Source organism: Janibacter cremeus (assembly GCF_013409205.1).
In the GTDB taxonomy this organism is placed as follows: domain Bacteria; phylum Actinomycetota; class Actinomycetes; order Actinomycetales; family Dermatophilaceae; genus Janibacter; species Janibacter cremeus.
Genome location: NZ_JACCAE010000001.1, coordinates 2,026,661 through 2,044,874 on the forward strand (window position 1 = coordinate 2,026,661; position 18,214 = coordinate 2,044,874).

Annotated in this window: 18 protein-coding genes and 1 pseudogene; 9 read left to right on the forward strand and 10 right to left on the reverse strand. The window is 68.9% G+C overall.

What is annotated here, in order from left to right:
* Window positions 1-64 precede the first annotated feature (64 nt).
* Both BJY20_RS09615 and BJY20_RS09620 read right to left on the reverse strand, forming a co-directional pair.
* Entirely contained in the window at window positions 65-394 is a 330-nt protein-coding gene (locus BJY20_RS09615) for a hypothetical protein (RefSeq protein WP_185991326.1), read from the reverse strand.
* Window positions 395-526: 132 nt separating this feature from the next.
* Window positions 527-1,360: a peptidoglycan-binding domain-containing protein gene (locus tag BJY20_RS09620; protein ID WP_185991327.1), complete on the reverse strand. Its 834-nt coding sequence runs from the start codon at window positions 1,358-1,360 to the stop codon at window positions 527-529.
* A gap of 810 nt (window positions 1,361-2,170) precedes the next feature.
* Between BJY20_RS09620 and BJY20_RS09625 the strand changes: the two genes are divergently transcribed.
* Together BJY20_RS09625 and BJY20_RS09630 are read left to right on the forward strand one after the other, a co-directional pair.
* Window positions 2,171-2,665 carry a hypothetical protein gene (locus tag BJY20_RS09625; RefSeq protein WP_185991328.1) on the forward strand — a complete coding sequence of 165 codons (495 nt, stop codon included), beginning with the start codon at window positions 2,171-2,173 and terminating at the stop codon, window positions 2,663-2,665.
* Between the two features lie 10 nt (window positions 2,666-2,675).
* Window positions 2,676-3,023, forward strand: coding sequence for a hypothetical protein (locus BJY20_RS09630; RefSeq protein ID WP_185991329.1), 348 nt, complete (start codon window positions 2,676-2,678; stop codon window positions 3,021-3,023).
* A 127-nt stretch (window positions 3,024-3,150) separates the two neighbouring features.
* Here the strand turns inward: BJY20_RS09630 and BJY20_RS09635 are convergent.
* Both BJY20_RS09635 and BJY20_RS09640 read right to left on the reverse strand, forming a co-directional pair.
* A pseudogene (locus BJY20_RS09635) lies at window positions 3,151-4,790 on the reverse strand (IS1634 family transposase).
* Window positions 4,791-5,283: 493 nt separating this feature from the next.
* Window positions 5,284-5,811: an HAAS signaling domain-containing protein gene (locus BJY20_RS09640; protein ID WP_185991330.1), complete on the reverse strand. Its 528-nt coding sequence runs from the start codon at window positions 5,809-5,811 to the stop codon at window positions 5,284-5,286.
* 281 nt (window positions 5,812-6,092) lie between these two features.
* Between BJY20_RS09640 and dnaK the strand changes: the two genes are divergently transcribed.
* From dnaK to BJY20_RS09665, 5 genes are all read left to right on the forward strand, one after another.
* Window positions 6,093-7,991, forward strand: coding sequence for a molecular chaperone DnaK (dnaK, locus tag BJY20_RS09645; RefSeq protein WP_185991331.1), 1,899 nt, complete (start codon window positions 6,093-6,095; stop codon window positions 7,989-7,991).
* Window positions 7,988-8,632: a nucleotide exchange factor GrpE gene (locus BJY20_RS09650; protein ID WP_185991332.1), complete on the forward strand. Its 645-nt coding sequence runs from the start codon at window positions 7,988-7,990 to the stop codon at window positions 8,630-8,632. Before dnaK ends, BJY20_RS09650 begins: the two co-directional genes overlap by 4 nt.
* Window positions 8,633-8,659: 27 nt before the next feature.
* Window positions 8,660-9,685: a DnaJ C-terminal domain-containing protein gene (locus BJY20_RS09655; protein WP_185991333.1), complete on the forward strand. Its 1,026-nt coding sequence runs from the start codon at window positions 8,660-8,662 to the stop codon at window positions 9,683-9,685.
* Between the two features lie 70 nt (window positions 9,686-9,755).
* A complete protein-coding gene (locus BJY20_RS09660; protein WP_185991334.1) occupies window positions 9,756-10,253 on the forward strand; it encodes a heat shock protein transcriptional repressor HspR in 498 nt (165 codons plus the stop codon).
* Window positions 10,254-10,278: 25 nt separating this feature from the next.
* Window positions 10,279-10,845 carry a maleylpyruvate isomerase family mycothiol-dependent enzyme gene (locus tag BJY20_RS09665; RefSeq protein WP_185991335.1) on the forward strand — a complete coding sequence of 189 codons (567 nt, stop codon included), beginning with the start codon at window positions 10,279-10,281 and terminating at the stop codon, window positions 10,843-10,845.
* Between the two features lies 1 nt (window position 10,846).
* Here BJY20_RS09665 and BJY20_RS09670 read toward each other — a convergent pair whose 3' ends face one another.
* The gene (locus BJY20_RS09670) at window positions 10,847-12,052 is read right to left on the reverse strand and encodes a cysteine desulfurase-like protein (protein ID WP_185991336.1); all 1,206 of its coding nucleotides are present in this window, start codon (window positions 12,050-12,052) and stop codon (window positions 10,847-10,849) included.
* Window position 12,053: 1 nt separating this feature from the next.
* Window positions 12,054-12,518: an SRPBCC family protein gene (locus BJY20_RS09675; protein WP_185991337.1), complete on the reverse strand. Its 465-nt coding sequence runs from the start codon at window positions 12,516-12,518 to the stop codon at window positions 12,054-12,056.
* A gap of 104 nt (window positions 12,519-12,622) precedes the next feature.
* Between BJY20_RS09675 and BJY20_RS09680 the strand changes: the two genes are divergently transcribed.
* Both BJY20_RS09680 and BJY20_RS16060 read left to right on the forward strand, forming a co-directional pair.
* The gene (locus BJY20_RS09680) at window positions 12,623-12,880 is read left to right on the forward strand and encodes a ribonuclease E inhibitor RraB (protein WP_185991338.1); all 258 of its coding nucleotides are present in this window, start codon (window positions 12,623-12,625) and stop codon (window positions 12,878-12,880) included.
* A 199-nt stretch (window positions 12,881-13,079) separates the two neighbouring features.
* The gene (locus tag BJY20_RS16060; protein WP_185991339.1) at window positions 13,080-14,504 is read left to right on the forward strand and encodes an LCP family glycopolymer transferase; all 1,425 of its coding nucleotides are present in this window, start codon (window positions 13,080-13,082) and stop codon (window positions 14,502-14,504) included.
* Between the two features lie 12 nt (window positions 14,505-14,516).
* Here the strand turns inward: BJY20_RS16060 and BJY20_RS09690 are convergent, their stop codons facing one another.
* The 4 genes from BJY20_RS09690 to BJY20_RS09705 are packed head-to-tail and all read right to left on the reverse strand — an operon-like array spanning window position 14,517 to window position 18,149.
* On the reverse strand, window positions 14,517-15,248 hold the full coding sequence (locus BJY20_RS09690; RefSeq protein ID WP_185991340.1) for a class I SAM-dependent methyltransferase: 732 nt from the start codon (window positions 15,246-15,248) through the stop codon (window positions 14,517-14,519).
* The gene (locus BJY20_RS09695; protein WP_185991341.1) at window positions 15,245-16,015 is read right to left on the reverse strand and encodes an ATP-binding cassette domain-containing protein; all 771 of its coding nucleotides are present in this window, start codon (window positions 16,013-16,015) and stop codon (window positions 15,245-15,247) included. The genes BJY20_RS09690 and BJY20_RS09695 overlap by 4 nt, the downstream gene beginning before the upstream one ends.
* Complete coding sequence (locus BJY20_RS09700) at window positions 16,012-17,013, reverse strand: ABC transporter substrate-binding protein (RefSeq protein WP_185991342.1); 1,002 nt, start codon at window positions 17,011-17,013, stop codon at window positions 16,012-16,014. Before BJY20_RS09700 ends, BJY20_RS09695 begins: the two co-directional genes overlap by 4 nt.
* A 26-nt stretch (window positions 17,014-17,039) precedes the next feature.
* Complete coding sequence (locus BJY20_RS09705; protein ID WP_185991343.1) at window positions 17,040-18,149, reverse strand: FecCD family ABC transporter permease; 1,110 nt, start codon at window positions 18,147-18,149, stop codon at window positions 17,040-17,042.
* Window positions 18,150-18,214 lie beyond the last annotated feature (65 nt).

The following is an 18,214-nucleotide window of genomic DNA, read 5'->3' on the forward strand; positions in this document are numbered from 1 at the left end:
TCGGTTCGCGGTGGCCGAGGGAATCGCCCGTTCGGACCCGCCGCTTGGGCGGGCCTGTTGTTCGTCAGCCTCGCGGGTGACGAGTTCCGACCAGGGCGGCCGCGGCGAGGACCGCAACGATCAGTCCCTGGGCGCCTGCCCAGCCGGCCGCCGGACCGGGGCGTGCCGAGCCCATGACGCTTCCTGCGGCCTTGCTGGACATCATCGATCCCAGGGTGAGGGCCGACATCGCTGACCCCACGGACAACGCGCTCGCGGCGCTGCAGAGCGACAGGGCGCTCCCGACCGACCCGATCGACCCCACGCTTCCAACTGACCCGATCGACAGGACCGACCCCCGGCTGGCGATGCACAGGATCGAATCCGTGGAGGCGATGGACCACTTGGATGACATGTCGCCAGTATGGCGCGCATCGTGTGGCCGTGGGGTGTCGACGGCCAGTCGGAGCTTCATCCGGGAGCCATGGAGTAGCCCAGGGCGGTCGCCGAGCGGGCTGCTCGTGGGCTCACGAGCAGCCGGTGAGGGTCACTCGGACTTCGGCACGACGAGCATGTGCCAGGTGATCGGACCGACGATCCCGTCGTCGGGCGGGACGAAGACCGACTGGAGGTTTCTGACCGCCTGCTCTGTCACGGGGCCGAAGGCGCCGTCCTCCGGGACGGACACCAGCGACTGGACTGCCGCGACAGCGGGCCCGCTGGCCCCGGGGCCGACGGTGACGATCAACGCCGGCCAGTCGAGCTGTCCCGTCGTCGTGCTGACGTACCGAGCCCGCAGGCCCAGCTGGAACTGGCGCATCGCCTCGCCGGTGGCGGGCCCGTAGTCACCGTCAACGGTGAGGCCGGCGCCGTGGTGGACGAGCAGGTGCTGCACTGCCCGCACCCGCCAGTTTCCCGCCATCGTCTGGCCGACCTTGGCCAGGGGCCAGAGATCCCGTGGTGGGGCCGAGACGAAGCTCCACGTCTCCGGCCCCGCAATCCCGTCGTGGGTCAGCCCCCACATCCCCTGGAAACGGCCGACCCGCTCTTGTGTGACCGGGCCGAAGTCTCCGTCGACCAACAGCAGGGGCTCATCGATCCACGCCGCCAACTGGGTCGCCTGGATTGCCATCACTGCCTCGCCGGAGTCACCGGGTCGGGCCGGGACGACGACCTGGGCCCACGTGTCCGGGTCGACCTCGCCCGTGGCCGGGAGTCCGACGGTCGCTTGGACGTCGCGGACGGCGGACTCGGTCGCCGGGCCGAAGATCCCATCTGCGACGATCGCGTGCCCGGCATGCCGCAAGAGGTGCTGTGCCCCGGCGACCAGGCTGGCGCGCGGGTCCCCGGCGCCGAGTGGGTACCACGGTGTGACGTTCATGACGGTCCTCCGAGCCCGATGGCTGAGCGTTCGCTCCTCGCCGTGTCGAACCAGTCTCCTCCGGTGCGTGCGGGGGGACACCCTTGCGGCCGGGGTCTGCGACGAGCGGTAGGCGACCGGGGGCCAGGCGCGGTCATCATCCGCGCCGCGGAATCTGCGGAGATGTAGATTCCCACACGATCTGTCCAGATCCTCAGACTTCGGCGTTCCGTAGGAGGCCCGTGTCCCGGGAGATCCAGCCGGACGGGTGCTACGGGACGGACACTGCCATGACGGGGTGAGACCGCATCATGAGCTGCGGGCTCCCCGTCTGTGGTTCCGCTGCTGGCGATCCTCCGCGATTCATGTCAGTTCCTCAGGCTGCCCAGGCCTGCGCGTCGGGAGTCAAGGCAGGGTTTCCCAGTACTGCTTGCGCGCTGGCATGGCGTGGATCACCAACTCCTCACCGTCCTCGCTTAAGGCACGGCAGGTCATGGTGTCCGACGCCCGGACGACCCTTCCACGCCTGGGGGGAGCTGTTCATCGGGGGGACATTCAGGACGTGGTCAGCGACTTTGTCTGTTACACCAAAAACCTTGACCTGTTTGCGCGGGGCACTCGTACGATGAAACCGAAATCCTTCACGGAACATCTGCAATACAGGGGAGCACGATGACGACGAAGGCTTGGACGACTGCCACCGCCGCTGTGGCCATTTTGATCGTAACTGGGGGTTCGGCCACTGCAGCGCCATCGGCCGCACCTTCCCCGGATCCCGATGCGACTCAGAGCGCTACGGCGCAGGCGACCCACTCCGCAAATTCTAGGTCGGTGCAGCGCCAGCCCAAATCGCAGGTGAACCTTCAATTGTTGACGAACAGGATGAACGACTTCACGTCGCTTAATAAGCAGGTGCAGCATCTGCGACAGGAAGGGTTTCGTGAGGTGTCCCCACCGGCAGACGCGCCCAAATCGAGTCGATTCTTCGAGAAGAGTGTCGACGGGGGCCGCATCGGCTGGCAGGTCGTGCCTGACGCTGACAAGAATGCACCGGAGCGAGCGGAGTACATGACGCAAGCCGGTATTGGCTGGGACTGGGCTCACGGGGGCCCGTACGTCTACGCCACTTATGCGGAGTGGCAGGACATCATCCAGTACGGGGCTACTGCAGCGCCTGCTCTGTGCGCAGCCATTGGCAGCCTGCCAGGAGCCATCGCGTGTGGCGCTGCGGGAGCTGCCGTAGCGAAGTACATAAACTCGCAACCAGAGGCGATTGACGCTGGCTGCCTCGGCGTCAACGCCCAGCTGAACGCATTCGTCTGCTGAATTGAATTCAATGTCCGCCCGAACTCCTGATGAGGTCTCCATTAATCTCGTCAAACTGATGGTGGTGGTCGGCGCAGTCCTGAGCGCGCTGATCGTGTCAAGTCCGCTCGTGGGCTTCACCAACTCCGTCGCCCTTCCGCTAACAGCCTTTGTGATCGTGGGAATCGCCGCGCTGTGTGTATCCGCGTACGTGCGCAAGTGGCGGCGCATTCCGTGGTTGCCGCTCGCAGTGCTGGGGGGTGGTTCCCTGATTCACCTCATCGACCCAGGGGTAGCGATCACGCTGATAGGAGCGCTATTCGTCGCCGCCGCAGTGTGGCATTCCCTCCACATGGAGCAGCGGCCAGCTGCACGTTGAGAAGATCGCTGGCACTTTGACGGCTCTTCAACTTTGAGCGTGGTGGACCCTGATTGAGGGCTCGCGGCCCTATGGCCAGCATAGGTGTTGTCGAAACATCGTCATCGCCTGACTTCTGCCATTTGCCTTAGTGCCTGAAGTCGTTGCCCTGGATGGCGTCGATGATGGCTTGCTTTTCGGCAGGGACGTCGGGCGGGAAGGTCTGCTGGGAGGCGTTGATCGCGACGGTCGCTGAGCGCAGTGGCCGCAGTTGACGCAGTACGTTGCGGATGGCCAGTCCGGAGCGGTTGTGGACCTCGCGGCTGAGGGCCAAAGCGGTGAACACGATGGTCAGGTGCGCTTCGATCGCTTCACGGGTGTGGCTGAAGATTGGCCGGGCACGCAGGTCGGTCTTGCTCATCCGGAACGAGGCCTCGACCTGCCACAACGCGTGGTAACTGGCGATGACCTCACCAGCGGGCATCACCTCGACGGGGATGTTGCTGACGTACCCCTTCAAGCCCACGAGCCGGGAGGCCTGGTCCAGGACGCGGTTGCCGCCGGTGGTCTTGACGAATCTGGGTGTGCGGGCAGCCTTGGCGCGGTTCTCCTGCAACGTCAACGTCCGTCGATCCCGCACCGCCCGCTTCCTGGAGTACGCCCACACCGCCCGCCACGACCCCAGATGCTCAGCCGGGTCCCAGACCGGTTCGGCACGCTTGGCCGAATCGTTCTCAGCGCGAGCTGCGCTCGTGGCTCGCTTGGGAGTGATGGTGGGGGTACCGCCCTGCACGGAGTGCTTGGGGGAGCGATGACCTGCCCATCAGCGAACGCGTCACCGTGCCAGCGGAAGTGGGACGCCAAGTCCCCCGGCGCCTTGACCGCTCGGGAGCCGACGATGAACCGCAGCCCGGCCTCATCCAAAGCGGTCAGGTTCGCCGTCGACAGCATCCCGGCATCGGCCACGACGACCATGTCCGCCAGCCCGTGCCGGGCCTGGAACTGCTGAACGATCGGGATGATCGTGGTGGTCTCGGCTGTGTTGCCCTCCCAGCAGCCGATCTCCAGGGGGAACCCGCCCCGGTCGACGAGCAGCCCGACCACGATCTGCGGGTCCACCCGCCGCTCCTTGCTGTAGCCCACCTTGCGCAACTCATCCTCGTGCTCGGCCTCGAAGTACAACGTCGTCACGTCATACAGGCACAGACTCACATCCCCACAGCTGGCGGCGTGGGTGAAGCACGCGGTCGCGACCTGGTCGCGGTAGCCCCGCGCCTGGGGCCGAGAAAGGGTCCGGCGCATCGTGCGCTCACTGGCCGGCGCCCGTCCCAGATCGCCCAGCACCCGCCCGGTATCCAGGATCGAGGTCGGCTCGACCACCCTCGCGATCACCAGGTCCCGGAACGTGGCATCCCCGACCACGTCGAACCCCAGATCGACATACAGCTCGGTCAGCACGTCGTACAGCAGCCTCGAGGACGTAGCCGTCACCCGCGGTGCCGCCACTCGAGCGACTTCCTCGCGGCCATCGCCCTGAGCGAACAGCGACTCTGCCGCGACCTCGGGCAGGAGATCGACCTTCCTTGGGGTCGGCTCGAGCCCCAGCTCCAGCTCGCCCTGCCCCGGATCTGCCAGCAGCGCCTCGGCCTGGGCCACCAGCACCCCCAACAGCGCGTCGTCATGCGCCGAGCCCACGTGCCTCACGATCCGCCGGCGCCCCTGGACCGACTCAGCGATCTGCACCGCCGTCGCCCCCGAGGCCGTGCGCACCCGCCGAATCCACGCCATCACAGCGAGCGTAGAGCACCAATTAGTGCCTCACGACAACGTCCACGTCAGCGTTATCGCAGGTCACAAGCCTGCGACTCATCAACTCCGGCAGACCTGTCCGAAGTCAGGCCCTATGGCCAGCATAGGTGTTGTCGAAACATCGTCATCGCACAAGCCCCTTGGACGCGAAACGCGACTCGTTCGCTCACCTGAGCTCCATCGCACGGAGCAGGATGTCTAGGCCCGCGCAGGCGAGTGCCTCGACCAGGAGCATGGGCCAGAGGTGGCTCGCGCTGCGGCACCGCTCCGCGAGCCGATCGCTCAGTGGCGAGGCGCTCCCGGGGATCTAACCAAGGAGCGCCTCACTCTCAGTCTCGGGCGAGCTTCTTGTGATGTCCACCGCTACCCAGCTGTGGGAACCGCCTACGGTGATGCCCGGGCCTACCGAGCAGGGTTGCCAAAGTCGTCCCGCAGGGATCGATCATGGTCAGTGATGTGGGGGCGCTGAGTGCTAGGTGAGGGTCTCGACGAGTTTGATGGCTATCCAGGCGATGAGGACGATCGCGAGTGTGGGGACGATGAGAACGGCGAGCCCCCAACGTGCCATGGGCAGCATGTCGGCGCCCGTGCGGGGATCGCGCACACGGGTCGACCGGCGGTAGACCCATACGCCTGCCGGGACGCCGATGAAGAGGCCCATGGTCAGCCAGAGCCACCCGGGCTGGTTGAGGTAATCGACGCCCAGCAAGACGGACAACCCACCCAGAGCTACGAAGGCACCCGCGATGCCAGCCAGCACAGTGATCAGCGCGGTGTGCCACCACGGTTCTGAGCGACGCTCGGTTGTGAGGTCGGCGGCGTAGTCGCGGGGCGAACCAAATGCCTCGGCTGGGTCTTCACCGGTCTCGGCGACGTGACTTTCGACCTCGGCGACGATCTGCCCGATTCGATCCCCAGGCATGTTTTTGGGTAGCAGCGCCGAGATCAGCGACTGGCGATAGTTGGCCATCCTCTTCTCGTCCGTACGGTCGGGGGTCATCGATTGCTCCTTACGTCCGGGAGTAGGCGGCTGCCCGTTCGGTGAAGTCAAGCCAAGCGCTGGTCCGATCGGCCCGCGCACGACGATCTTGTGTCACAAAGGGTCCCGGGGAGCGAAACGATGCTGCGGGAACAAACCCCCTTCGCCCATGGTTGAGCCAAGTGAACTCAACTTTTGAGCCTCGGATTTGCGCAGGTCGCAGGTCGGTATCTAAGTTGAGCATCAGCAACTCAACTCCCGTCGGGGTCCCGCCCCGACACCCGATTACGAAGGAGCGCCTCATGGCCCGTGCCGTTGGCATCGACCTCGGAACCACCAACTCTGCCGTCGCCGTACTCGAGGGTGGCGAGCCCACGATCATCGCGAACGCCGAGGGCGGTCGCACCACCCCGTCCGTCGTCGCCTTCTCCAAGGGCGGCGAGGTCCTCGCCGGTGAGGTCGCGAAGCGTCAGGCAGTGACCAACGCCGACCGCACCCTCCGCTCCGTCAAGCGCCACATCGGCACGGACTGGACCTCGGAGGACATCGACGGCAAGAAGTACACCGCGCAGGAGATCTCCGCGCGCACCCTGCAGAAGCTCAAGCGCGACGCCGAGGCCTACCTCGGTGAGGACGTGACCGACGCGGTCGTCACCGTCCCCGCGTACTTCGACGACCACGAGCGCCAGGCCACCAAGGAGGCCGGCGAGATCGCGGGCCTGAACGTCCTGCGCATCGTCAACGAGCCCACCGCCGCTGCTCTGGCCTACGGACTGGACAAGGGCAAGGAGGACGAGCTCATCCTCGTCTTCGACCTCGGTGGCGGTACCTTCGACGTCTCCCTGCTCGAGGTCGGCAAGGACCCCGAGGACGGCTTCTCCACCATCCAGGTGCGCGCCACCTCCGGTGACAACCAGCTCGGTGGTGACGACTGGGACGAGCGGATCGTCGACCACCTGCTCACCCAGGTCAAGAACAACACCGGCGTGGACCTGGCCAACGACAAGATCGCCATGCAGCGTCTGCGTGACGCCGCGGAGCAGGCCAAGAAGGAGCTCTCCTCCGCGTCGACCACGTCGATCAACCTGCAGTACCTGAGCATGGGCGAGAACGGCCCCATCCACCTGGACGAGTCGCTCTCCCGCGCGAACTTCGAGCAGATGACCAAGGACCTGCTCGACCGCACGAAGCAGCCCTTCGAGAACGTCATCAAGGACGCCGGCGTCTCCCTCTCCGAGATCGACCACGTGGTCCTCGTCGGTGGCTCGACCCGCATGCCCGCGGTCAGCGAGCTCGTCACCGAGATGACCAAGAAGGACCCGAACAAGGGCGTCAACCCGGACGAGGTCGTCGCGCTCGGCGCAGCCCTGCAGGCCGGTGTCCTCAAGGGCGAGCGCAAGGACGTCCTGCTCATCGACGTCACGCCGCTGTCCCTGGGCATCGAGACCAAGGGTGGCCTGTTCACCAAGCTGATCGAGCGCAACACGGCCATCCCGACCAAGCGTTCGGAGGTCTTCTCCACCGCCGAGGACAACCAGCCCTCGGTCCTCATCCAGGTCTTCCAGGGCGAGCGTGAGATCGCGCAGCAGAACAAGAACCTCGGCACCTTCGAGCTGTCCGGCATCGCGCCGGCGCCGCGCGGTGTGCCGCAGGTCGAGGTCACCTTCGACATCGACGCCAACGGCATCGTCAACGTCTCCGCCAAGGATCGTGGCACCGGCCAGGAGCAGAAGATCACCATCTCCGGCGGCTCCGCGCTGTCGAAGGAGGAGATCGACCGCATGGTCAAGGAGGCCGAGGCCCACGCGGACGAGGACGCCAAGCGCCGTGAGGAGACCGAGGCCCGCAACACCGCGGAGAACCTCGTCTACTCCACGGAGAAGTTCCTCACCGAGTCCGGCGAGAAGCTGACCGACGAGCAGCGCAAGCCCGTCGACGAGGCCCTGGCCGACCTCAAGGAGGCCATCAAGCCCGAGTCCGAGATCAGCGTCGAGGACCTCAACAAGAAGGTCGACACCCTCAACGAGGAGAGCCAGAAGATGGGCGCCGCCCTCTACGCGGCCTCCTCCGAGGAGGACCAGGCCGGTGGCGAGGCCCCGGGGGCCGACGCCGGTGGCGACCAGGGCTCGAGCGAGGGTGACGACGACATCGTCGACGCCGAGGTCGTCGACGAGGACGCCGACTCCGAGGAGAAGAAGTGACCGACCCCAACCAGCCGATCGACCCCGAGGTCAGCGTGGACGCGGTCGACGCCACCTCTGGTGCCGAGGAGCCGGTCGAGGCCGAGGTGGTCCCGGAGGCGCAGGAGACTGCGACCTCCGGGGCCGCCCCCGGCGGTGCTTCCGACGGAGACGACACGGCCCCGTCGGACACCCTTGAGACCGACGTGCACCCCGACACCGTCCTCGCGGCCGAGCGCCTGGAGGACCTGCAGCGGCTGCAGGCCGAGTACGTCAACTACAAGCGGCGCGTGGACCGCGACCGGGCGGAGATCCAGATCCGGGCGGCACACGACGTCCTCGAAACGCTCCTGCCGGTGCTCGACGAGATCCAGCTCGCCGACCAGCACGGGGACCTGCCCGAGGGCAGCCCGGTGCGCACCATCACCGACAAGTTGCAGCAGTCGCTGGGCAAGTACGGCCTGGAGAGCGTCGGGGCGAAGGGTGAGCCCTTCGACCCCAACGTCCACGAGGCACTGATGCACGCCGAGTGGGACCCGCAGGACCCGGACCTGCCGACGGGTGCGACCGAGACGACGATCGTCACGGTGCTCCAGCCCGGCTACCGTGCGGGCGAGCGCGTCCTGCGGGCAGCCCGCGTGGCCGTCGCCGACCCCCAGTAGCAACCTCAAGCCCGAAAGGAGGAGAACATGGCAAGTCAGGACTGGTTGGACAAGGACTTCTATGCCGTCCTCGGGGTCAGCAAGGACTCCGAGACGAACGACATCAAGAAGGCCTACCGCAAGCTCGCCAAGCAGTACCACCCCGACCGCAACGAAGGGGACGCCGCGGCCGAGCAGAAGTTCAAGGACATCGGCGAGGCCCACGCCGTGCTCTCCGACCCCGAGGAGCGCAGCGAGTACGACGCGATCCGCTCCATGACCGGCGGGGGTGCCCGCTTCACCGCGGGTGGCCCCGGCGGCAACGGGGGCTTCGAGGACATCTTCTCCGCCTTCGGTGGGGGAGGGGGCGGCTCCCGGATGCGCTACAGCACCGGGGGTGGCTCCCCCTTCGCCGGGGGCGGGGCCGGTGAGCCGGACCTGGAGGACATCCTCTCGATGTTCGGCGGCGGTGGTGGTCCCGCCGGTTTCGGCGGACAGGGCGCCGGATTCCGCGCACCCCGTGGCCCGCAGAAGGGGGGCGACCTCACCGCGCGTACGCGACTGTCCTTCCGTGACGCAGTCGAGGGGCGCACGATCTCCCTCGACGTGAACGGCGAGAAGGTCACCGCCAAGATCCCGGCCGGGGTCAAGGACGGGCAGAAGATCCGCGTGCGCGGCAAGGGCGCCCACGGCGACCCGCAGGCCGGACGCGGCGACCTGATCCTCACCGTCTCGGTGGACACGCACGCCGTCTTCGGCCGGGACGGCAACAACCTGACGATCGACCTGCCGGTCACCTTCGCCGAGGCGACGCTCGGGGCGACCGTGGCCGTGCCGACCCTCGACGGGTCGAGCGTGAAGGTCAAGATCGCCCCCGGGACGCCCAGTGGTCGCGTACTGCGACTCAAGGGCCGCGGTGTCCAGAGCGCCAAGGCGAAGGGCGACCTCCTGGCCAAGGTGCAGGTCGTCGTGCCGACGGATCTCAGCGACGCCGAGCGCGAGGCCGTCGAGGTCCTGCGTGACTCGGCCACCGACGACCCGCGGGCGGACCTCACCTCCGCGGCGCGGGCCTGACCTGCGGGACTGACCGACGAAGGCGTCGTCTTGAGGTGCGACGCAGGAGCCACGAAAGGGAGTGAGCTCGATGGCCCGGATCTCCGGACTGAGCGGAGAGGACCAGACCCCGGTCTTCGTCATCTCCGTCGCCGCCGAGCTCGCCGGCATGCACGCGCAGACGCTGCGCCAGTACGACCGGATCGGCCTCGTCATTCCCTCGCGCACCCGCGGTGGCGGTCGGCGGTACAGCGCCGCCGACGTCACCCGGCTGCGCGAGGTGCAGCGCCTCTCCCAGGACGAGGGCGTCTCCCTCGGGGGGATCCAGCGCATCTTCGAGCTCGAGCACCGGGTCGCCGCCCTGCGCGCCCGGGTCGACGAGCTCGACGCGGAGCTCGACGGGGCCCGCGAGGAGCTCGGCCAGGGCCGACGATTCTTCGCCGTCGGCTCCCAGGGCGACATCGTCGCCCTGCGCCACGGGCAGCGCCCGCGTCCCCGAAACGCCGGTCAGGCCCTCGTCGTGTGGCGTCCGCGCCCCCGACTGAGCGCGCACACTCCCCTCCTCCCTCGGAGGGCAGGGGGCGGCTGACGCCGGGGGATGGCACGCTGGGGTCATGCCCCTGCCTCGTGATGCCGCCTCCGTCTTCGACCGCAAGAACACGCCGTTGATGCGGCTCGTCGACTCCGCCGACCCGCTGGAGCTCGCCGGTCCCAGCCCCTGCGAGGGCTGGACGGGCTCCGACGTGGTCCAGCACCTCATCGACACCCAGCGCGACTTCCTGCAGAAGGCCGGAGCCGACATGCCCGACCCGACGCCGACGACCGAGGCCCTGGGTGCGTCCACCGCGTGGCGCACGCACGCCGAAGCGGTGGCCCGCCAGCTCGCCGACGACACCCTTGCCGAGCGGCCCTACGACACGCCCTTCGGCAGCACGACCGTCGGTGGCGCCTTCGACCGGTTCTACGGCTTCGACCTGCTGGTCCACCGCTGGGACATCGGCCGGACCGCCGGCATCGACGTGGTCTTCAGCGACCGCGAGCTCGACCAGATCGAGGCGGCCATCGACGGCTTCGGGGAGGCCATCCGCGGCGAAGGGGTGTGCGCCCCGGCGGTGGAGCTCCCCGGCGACGCCTCCCGCCAGGACCGCCTCATCGGCCGCACCGGCCGCGACCCCCGCTGAGTCAGGCGAGGAAGTCGGTCAGGCCTGCCAGCAGTCGGTCGACGTCCGAGTCGTCGGTGTAGGGCGCCAGCCCCACCCGCATCCCGAGGTCCACTGGCAGGTCCAGCGCCCGGAAGGTCTCGTAGGCGTAGAAGGTCCCGGCCGGGGCGAGGACGTCGCGCTCGCCGAGGAAGCGCTTGGCCCGGGCAGCGTCTTGGTCGGCGAAGGTGAAGAACAGCGTGGGGGTGCGCCGCTGCGCCACGGAGTGCAGGGTGACGCGGTCGCCCAGCTCGGCCAGGTCCTCTTCGACCCGCCGGCGCAGCCGCGTCTCGTGCTCGTGCACGAGCTCGTGGGCCCGGACCAGCCGTTCCGGTCGGCTGCCACCCTCCGGGGCGATGCCCGCGATGACGTCGACCGCCGCCGTCGCGCCGGCCATCAACTCGTAGGGGAGCGTCCCCAGCTCGAAGCGCTCCGGGACCGCATCCGTGGAGGGCAGCAACTTGTCGGGGTGGAGGCTCGCCAGCAGTTCGGGGTCCGCGGCGAGCGCGGCGCAGTGCGGCCCGAAGAACTTGTAGGGCGAGCAGACGTAGAAGTCCGCGCCCAGGGCGGCGACGTCCACGCTCGCATGTGCCGTGTGGTGGACCCCGTCGACGTAGACGAGGGCGCCGACGTCGTCGGCGGCTTCGGCGACCCGGGCGACCTGCGGCTGGGTGCCCAACAGGTTCGACGCCGCGGTGAGCGCCACGAGGCGGGTGCGGCCGGTGACCACCCCGTCGATGCCGCTGAGGTCGAGGTCGCCCGTGGCCGGGTCGAGCGGCAGCCACCGCACGGTCGCACCGACGGCCTTGGCCACCTGCACCCAGGGGCGCACGTTCGAGTCGTGGTCGAGCTCGGAGAGGACGACGTCATCACCCGGTCCCCACCCCTTCGCCAGGGTCCGCGCGATGTCATAGGTGATCTGGGTGGCGCTGCGGCCGTAGACGATACCCTCCGGCCGGGCGCCGAGCAGGTCGGCCAGCGCACTGCGGAAGCCGGCGATCGCCTCCTCGGCGTTGGTCTCGCTGACCAGGTCGTCCCCGCGGTTGGACAGCGGCCCGGTGAGGGTGCGGGCGATCGCCTCGCCCACCTCGGCCGGTGTCTGGGTCCCTCCGGGACCGTCGAAGTGGGCGATGCCGGAGGACAGGGAGGGGAAGCGCGCGCGCAGCGCGGCGACGTCGAGGCCGGACACGTCAGTTGCTCACCGCAGCGGCGAGACGTCCGAGGGTGTCCTCGAGGTTCTCCTGGGTGACAAGGGGGAAGTCGATCTTCTCCAGCAGCGCCTCGTCGGTGACATCGCTCCAGTCGTAGGTATGGGTGACCAGGGTGTGGTCCCGGCCCTCGGGCGCGAGCTCCCACAGCCACTCCCAGCCGGGCGGCTCGGTGCCTGCCGGCGCGGTCTTCCAGCCGACCATCTTGTTCTCGCTGTACGCGGTCACGTGGTTGTCGGTCTGGTAGTCGCCCCCCATGTGGTCGCCGGACATGTTCATCGTGAACACCTCACCGACGGACTGGATCCGGTCGGCGTTGTCGACCGATCGGACGAACCCGGACCCATCGAGGTCGGGGTGGCGCTCGGGGTTGGTCAGCACCTCGAAGACGTCCTCGGTGGGCGCGTCGATGGTGCGCTGGACGGTGATCTTCTTTTCCTGTGCCATGTCTCGACAAGACCACGTCTCCTCGGCGCTGTAAAGCCGGGTCCGCCCCGGGCCCGACACCCGCGACGTGGCATCGTCGGTGGCGTCCGTGGGAAAGTCGGGGCATGACCGAGCACCTGATGGTCTTCCCCGACCGTGACGATGCCGAGCGCATCGCGGACGACCTGATCGACGAGGGATTTCTCGAGGTGCGGGTCGTGCGCGAGGCCCTCGCCGGGGAGGACGACGGAGAGGACCACGAGTGGGCGGTCCACGTGGTCGCGCCCCCGCAGTCGCCTGATGGTGCCTCGGACGCGGTCCGCGAGCGGTTCGTCGCGCTGGCCGAGGAGTTCGACGGCTGGTACGACCCCGACCCCGCCTGACACGGGGGTGCGAGCGGAACTTTCCGTGCCGGGGTCCCGTTGTGCCACGATGTCGATTGAAATCTGCCCACGGACGCACTGAGGACGTCCACGGGAGCGAGCGCGAAGGGTGGCACCTGTGGCTTCTTGGGACGGGCCTTCCGGGCGCCATCGTGGGCCCGGAGAACGAGGGGCGAATGCTCGTCGTGCGGCACGTCAGGTGCGTCGCTACTACACGCTGACCGCGGCCAGCACCATCGTCCCCGGACTCGGTCTGATCCGCACCCGTCGTCGGACGGGGCAGGCCATCGTCGCCGCCTTCGCCATCGCGCTCGTCGTCCTCATCGGCTACGTGCTGGCCAAGGGGCTCATGGGCGTCATCCGCGTCGGTGTCAGCCGTCTCGCGCTCAGCGTGGTCATCCCCGTGCTGATCATCGTCGCCGTGGTGTGGATCGGGACGATCCTCCTCACGGCCCGGGACAACATGCCGGCGGGCGCCCACGGTCGGCCGAAGGCCGCGATGGTGGTCTTCGCCGCGCTGGCCGCCGTGCTCGTCTTCGCGCCCGCGGCCCAGGCGGTGCGCTACGCGGTGATCCAACGCTCGCTCATCGGAAACGTCTTCGAAACGCTGCGCCCCGACGGTGCAGTCGGGCCCGGCAGCGGCAAGGATCCGTGGGCCGGCACCGACCGCGTCAACGTCCTGCTCCTGGGCTCCGACGCAGGCAAGGGCCGGATCGGGACCCGGCCGGACGCGATCATGGTCGCCAGCATCGACCCGCAGTCCGGCGAGACGATCCTCTTCGGCATCCCGCGCAACCTGCAGGACATCCCCTTCTCGGAGGACAATCCCCTCTCGGAGCTCTACCCGGAGGGCTACAACTGCGGTGACCAGTGCCTGATGGAGTTCGTCTGGACGCTGGGCAAGGACAACGCCGACCTCTTCCCCGACGACTCGAACCCCGGCCTGACGGTGACCAAGGACGCGGTCTCCCAGATCCTGGACCTGGACGTCGACTACACGACGGTGGTCAACCTCGAGGGCTTCACCCAGCTCGTGGATGCCATGGGCGGCGTCGAGGTCGACGTCCAGGAGCGCGTCTGCATCGGCTGCAAACTGGATGCGTACGGCAACGTCGTGGGGACCACGGGCTGGATCGAGCCCGGTGTGCAGCAGCTCGACGGCTTCCACGCCCTGTGGTACTCGCGCTCGAGAGCCGCCTCGCAGGACGGCGACTTCTCCCGGATGCGCCGGCAACGGTGCATGGTCGGGGCACTGCTCAACCAGGTCAACCCGACGTCGATGCTCGTGCGCTACCCGGCGCTGGCCTCGACGCTGGAGGACAATGTCCGGGTCGACATCCCCGAGGACGATCTCGACGAGTGGGCCGAGCTCGTGCTGCGCATCCAGGACGGCGGCTCGATCAAGTCGCTGCCGCTGACCAACGACGTCATCGATGTCGTCAACCCGGACTACCTGAAGATCCACCTGATGGTGCACGAGGCGATCAACCCGCCGGAGCCGACGTCCGAGCCGTCGTCGTCCTCCAGCCCGACCACGTCCTCACCGACCCCGACGCCGTCGCAGACCCCTTCCTCCAGCGAGACGTCCGAGGACGCCCTCAGCGACATCGCCGCCACCTGCTGAGCCGGTGCGGCGTCAGGCCGTCCCGTGGACCAGGTATTGCAGTCGCGGTCGGTGTCCCGGTGCGACCCCGAGACGCCGGTCGACCTCGAGGACGTCGGTGAGCGGCCGGGTGGTGACATCGGTGAACCCGGCGGCCGTGACGACCTCGGCGGTGGCCCCGATCGACTCGGCGCTCGCCAGGGGCAGGTCGTCCATCACCGCTGCGTAGGAGTCGATGAACTCCGAGGGCGACCCCTCGAGTCCGGCGTCGAACCAGGTGCTGTCGACGACGGCGAGCACGCCACCGGGGCGCAGCAGAGCGCGCCATCGCTGCAGCGCCGTCAGCGGCTCCCGCAGGGTCCACATGAGGTAGCGGCTGACGACGACGTCGAAGCCACCGGCGACCGGCGGGTCGACGGCGTCGCCGAGGACGAAGGTGGGGGATGCCCCCTTCGTCCCGGCCGTCCTTGCTCGCGCGATCTCGAGCATCCCGGCCGAGGAGTCGACTCCGGTGACGTCGTGGCCGAGATCGGCGAGGACGAAGGCCGCGTGGCCGCTGCCGGTCCCCAGGTCCAGCACGCGTGCGGGCGCCGGCGGTAGCGCGCTCGCCCAGACACGGCCCCACAGGTCGCGGTCGACGACATCGCGCCCCTCGCGGTGCTGGGCCTCGTCGTAGACCCGGGCCCGGTGGTCCCAGTAGTCGTTGATCCTGGCCTGCAGCGCGGTGTCGGCCGAGCGGGCGGCGGCGTTGGTGTCGGTGTTCATGCGACCTCCTGACGAAGGGGGGTGAAGAGCAGGTGCAGCCCGTCCGTGTCGTCGACCCGGCGCACGCCGATCCCGTAGACCCGGGAGAGCAGGTCCGGGTCGAGGACGTCGTCGACGGTGCCTGCACCGGCGACCTGCCCCTGGGAGAGCAGGACGACGTCGTCGCAGTAGCGGGCGGCGAGGTTGAGGTCGTGCAGTACGACGACCGTGGTCGTCGCAAGAGAGCGCAGCAGGCCGAGCACCTCGTGCTGGTAGCGGATGTCGAGGTGGTTCGTCGGTTCGTCCAGGAGCAGGTGGTCGGCGTCCTGGGCGAGCGAGCGGGCGATGAGCACGCGCTGCTTCTCCCCGCCGGAGAGGCCGGCGAAGTCGCGCCGGGCGAGGTCGAGGGCACCGACTCGCTGCAGCGCTGTGCGGGCCGAGGAGATGTCCCCCTCACCGGTCCGCTGGAAGCCGGAGAGTCGGGCCGTGCGCCCCAGGAGGACCATCTCCGCGGCCGTCATCGTCGTCTCGCCGCCGGACTCCTGCACGACGACGGCGATCTGCCGCGAGATGGTCTGGCGGTCGATCCGATCGAGTCGGGTGCCGTCGATGAGGACCTCGCCGGCGGCAGGCGTCAGGCCCCCGTGGAGGAGACGCAGGAGGGTGGTCTTGCCGCTGCCGTTGGGACCGATGAGGCCGAGGACGCGACCGGGCCGGGCCGCGAGCGAGATGTCCCGGATGATCTCGGTGCGGCCGTAGGCGAAGCGCAGCCCGGTCGCGCTGATCACGAGCCGTCGCCCAGCTCGTCGATGAGCCGCTCCAGCCCGTCGACGGCCAGCGGGCTCGCCGGCTCGGCGAAGTTGAACAGCTCGGTGTGCACGGCCTCCTCACGGACCGCGGTGAGGCTCTCCGCCCCGGGGAGGTTGGTCACGGCCTGCTCGACCTCCTGCGGGGCCCCCTCGGAGTGGAGCAGGACGAGCACGTCCGGGTCCTTGGCCAGCAGCGTCTCGAGGGTGACCTCGAAGACCCGCTCGTCCTGGTCACCGAAGACGTTCTCGATCCCGGCCGCCTCGAGCATCGGGTCGGTCATCGACTTGTTGCCGTAGGCGTAGGTGGTGCCACCGCCGACGGTGGGGTAGAGGACCGCCCCGGTGCGCTCCCCCTTCGTCACGGTGGAGGTGATCTCCTCGACGCGCTGTTTGAGGTCCGCGACGGCCTCGTCCGCCTCGTCCTCGCGGTTGAAGACCTGGCCGTACATCTCGACCTCGTCGTAGATCTGCTGGAAGCCGGGCTCGGGGAGGTTGCTCGTGCACAGGCCGGAGGCCTCGAGCGAGGGGATGCCGACCTCGTCGAGGGAGGCGTGGGAGAGGTTGTCGGTCTGGCCGAGCACGAGGCCGGGATCGCGCTCGACGACGGCTTCCTTGGAGATCAGCAGGTGGCCGGAGGCGTCGACGCGGTCGGTGAGGGTGTCGATGTCGGCGATCTGCTGCGCGGTCTCGTCCGTGAAGTACCCGTCCGGGTACACGCCTGCCTTGGCGCTCACGTGGTCGAGGACCCCGACGGAGGTGAGGAAGGGGACGACCGCGGACTTGAGCATGACGACATCGGTCGGCTCGGACTCGAGCGTCACCTCGTGACCGCAGTTCTCCACGGTCACGGGGTAGTGGCCGTCGTCGGTGCGGGTCTCCGCTTCGGTGCTGCCGGACGAGCCACCGCAGGCGGCCGCGAGCAGGGTGGCTGCGGCGATCAGGGCAGTGGCGTGGGTGCGGCGGTGCGGGGAGGGCACTTCAGGGACTCCTGGGTGGTGGTTGGTCAGGTGGACGAGACGTGCATGCGTCGGATGAGCACGAGGAGGAAGGGTGCGCCGACGAGCGAGGTGAGGATCCCCAGCGGGATCTCCTGGGGGGCCAGCACGGTGCGCGCGACGATGTCGGCCCACAGCAGGAAGATGGCGCCCATGAGTGCGGCGACCGGCACCATGTGGCGGTGGGCGGAGCCGACGACGCGGCGGGCCAGGTGGGGGATGACCAGGCCGACGAAGCCGATGCTGCCCGAGGCGGAGACGACGACCCCGACGCACAGCGCGACGAGCAGCAGCAGGCGCACGCGGAAGGTGTCGGGGTCGACGCCCAGGGTCTGCGCCGTCTCGTCGCCGATCGCCAGGGCGTCCAGGCGCCGGCCGAGGCCGACGAGGACGAGGACGGTCAGGGTGGCGACGACGCTGACGATCACGAGCGGCGCGCCCCAGGAGGCGAGGGACAGGGAGCCCAGCAGCCAGAAGAGCACCGAGCGCGACCCCTCGGCGGAGTCGGAGGCGAAGATGAGGAAGCTGGTGACGGCGTAGAGCGCGTAGCCGACGGCGACCCCCGCCAGGAGCAGGCGCAGGGAGGTCACCCGGCCACCGGAGCGGGCGACGAGCAGGACGAGCATCGAGGCGGCCAGCGCCCCGACGAAGGCGCTCAACGGCAGCGCGTGCGCCCCGGCGCCCGCGCCGGCGCCGAAGAGGATCGCGGCGGCGGCGCCGCTGGAGGCCCCCGAGTTGACGCCGAGCAGGTAGGGGTCGGCCAGGACGTTGCGCACCATCGCCTGCAGGGCGGCGCCGCACACGGACAGGCCCGCACCGACACCGATCGCGAGCAGGGCACGCGGCATCCGCACGTCCCAGACGATGGCGTCGCGGGGCACGCTCCACGCCTGCTCGCCGACGCCCAGCAGATGGTGGGCGATGATCCGTGCGGTGTCCGCAGGTGGGATGGCGACGGCTCCGGCGCCGACGGAGGCGGTGACCGAGGCGAGCAGCAGGACGAGAAGACCGAGGGTCCACAGCGTCGCGCGACGGCGTCGGGCGCCGAGTCCGAGGTCGTCGTCGGCCGTGACCTCGGACTCGGCCGGGGCCGTCGTGGTCTGGTCAGTGGTGGTCATGCTCGCCCGTCTTGTTGCAAGTCAGTCGCAGTGAGCCTAGGTCATACGCAGGGTTGAGTGGAATA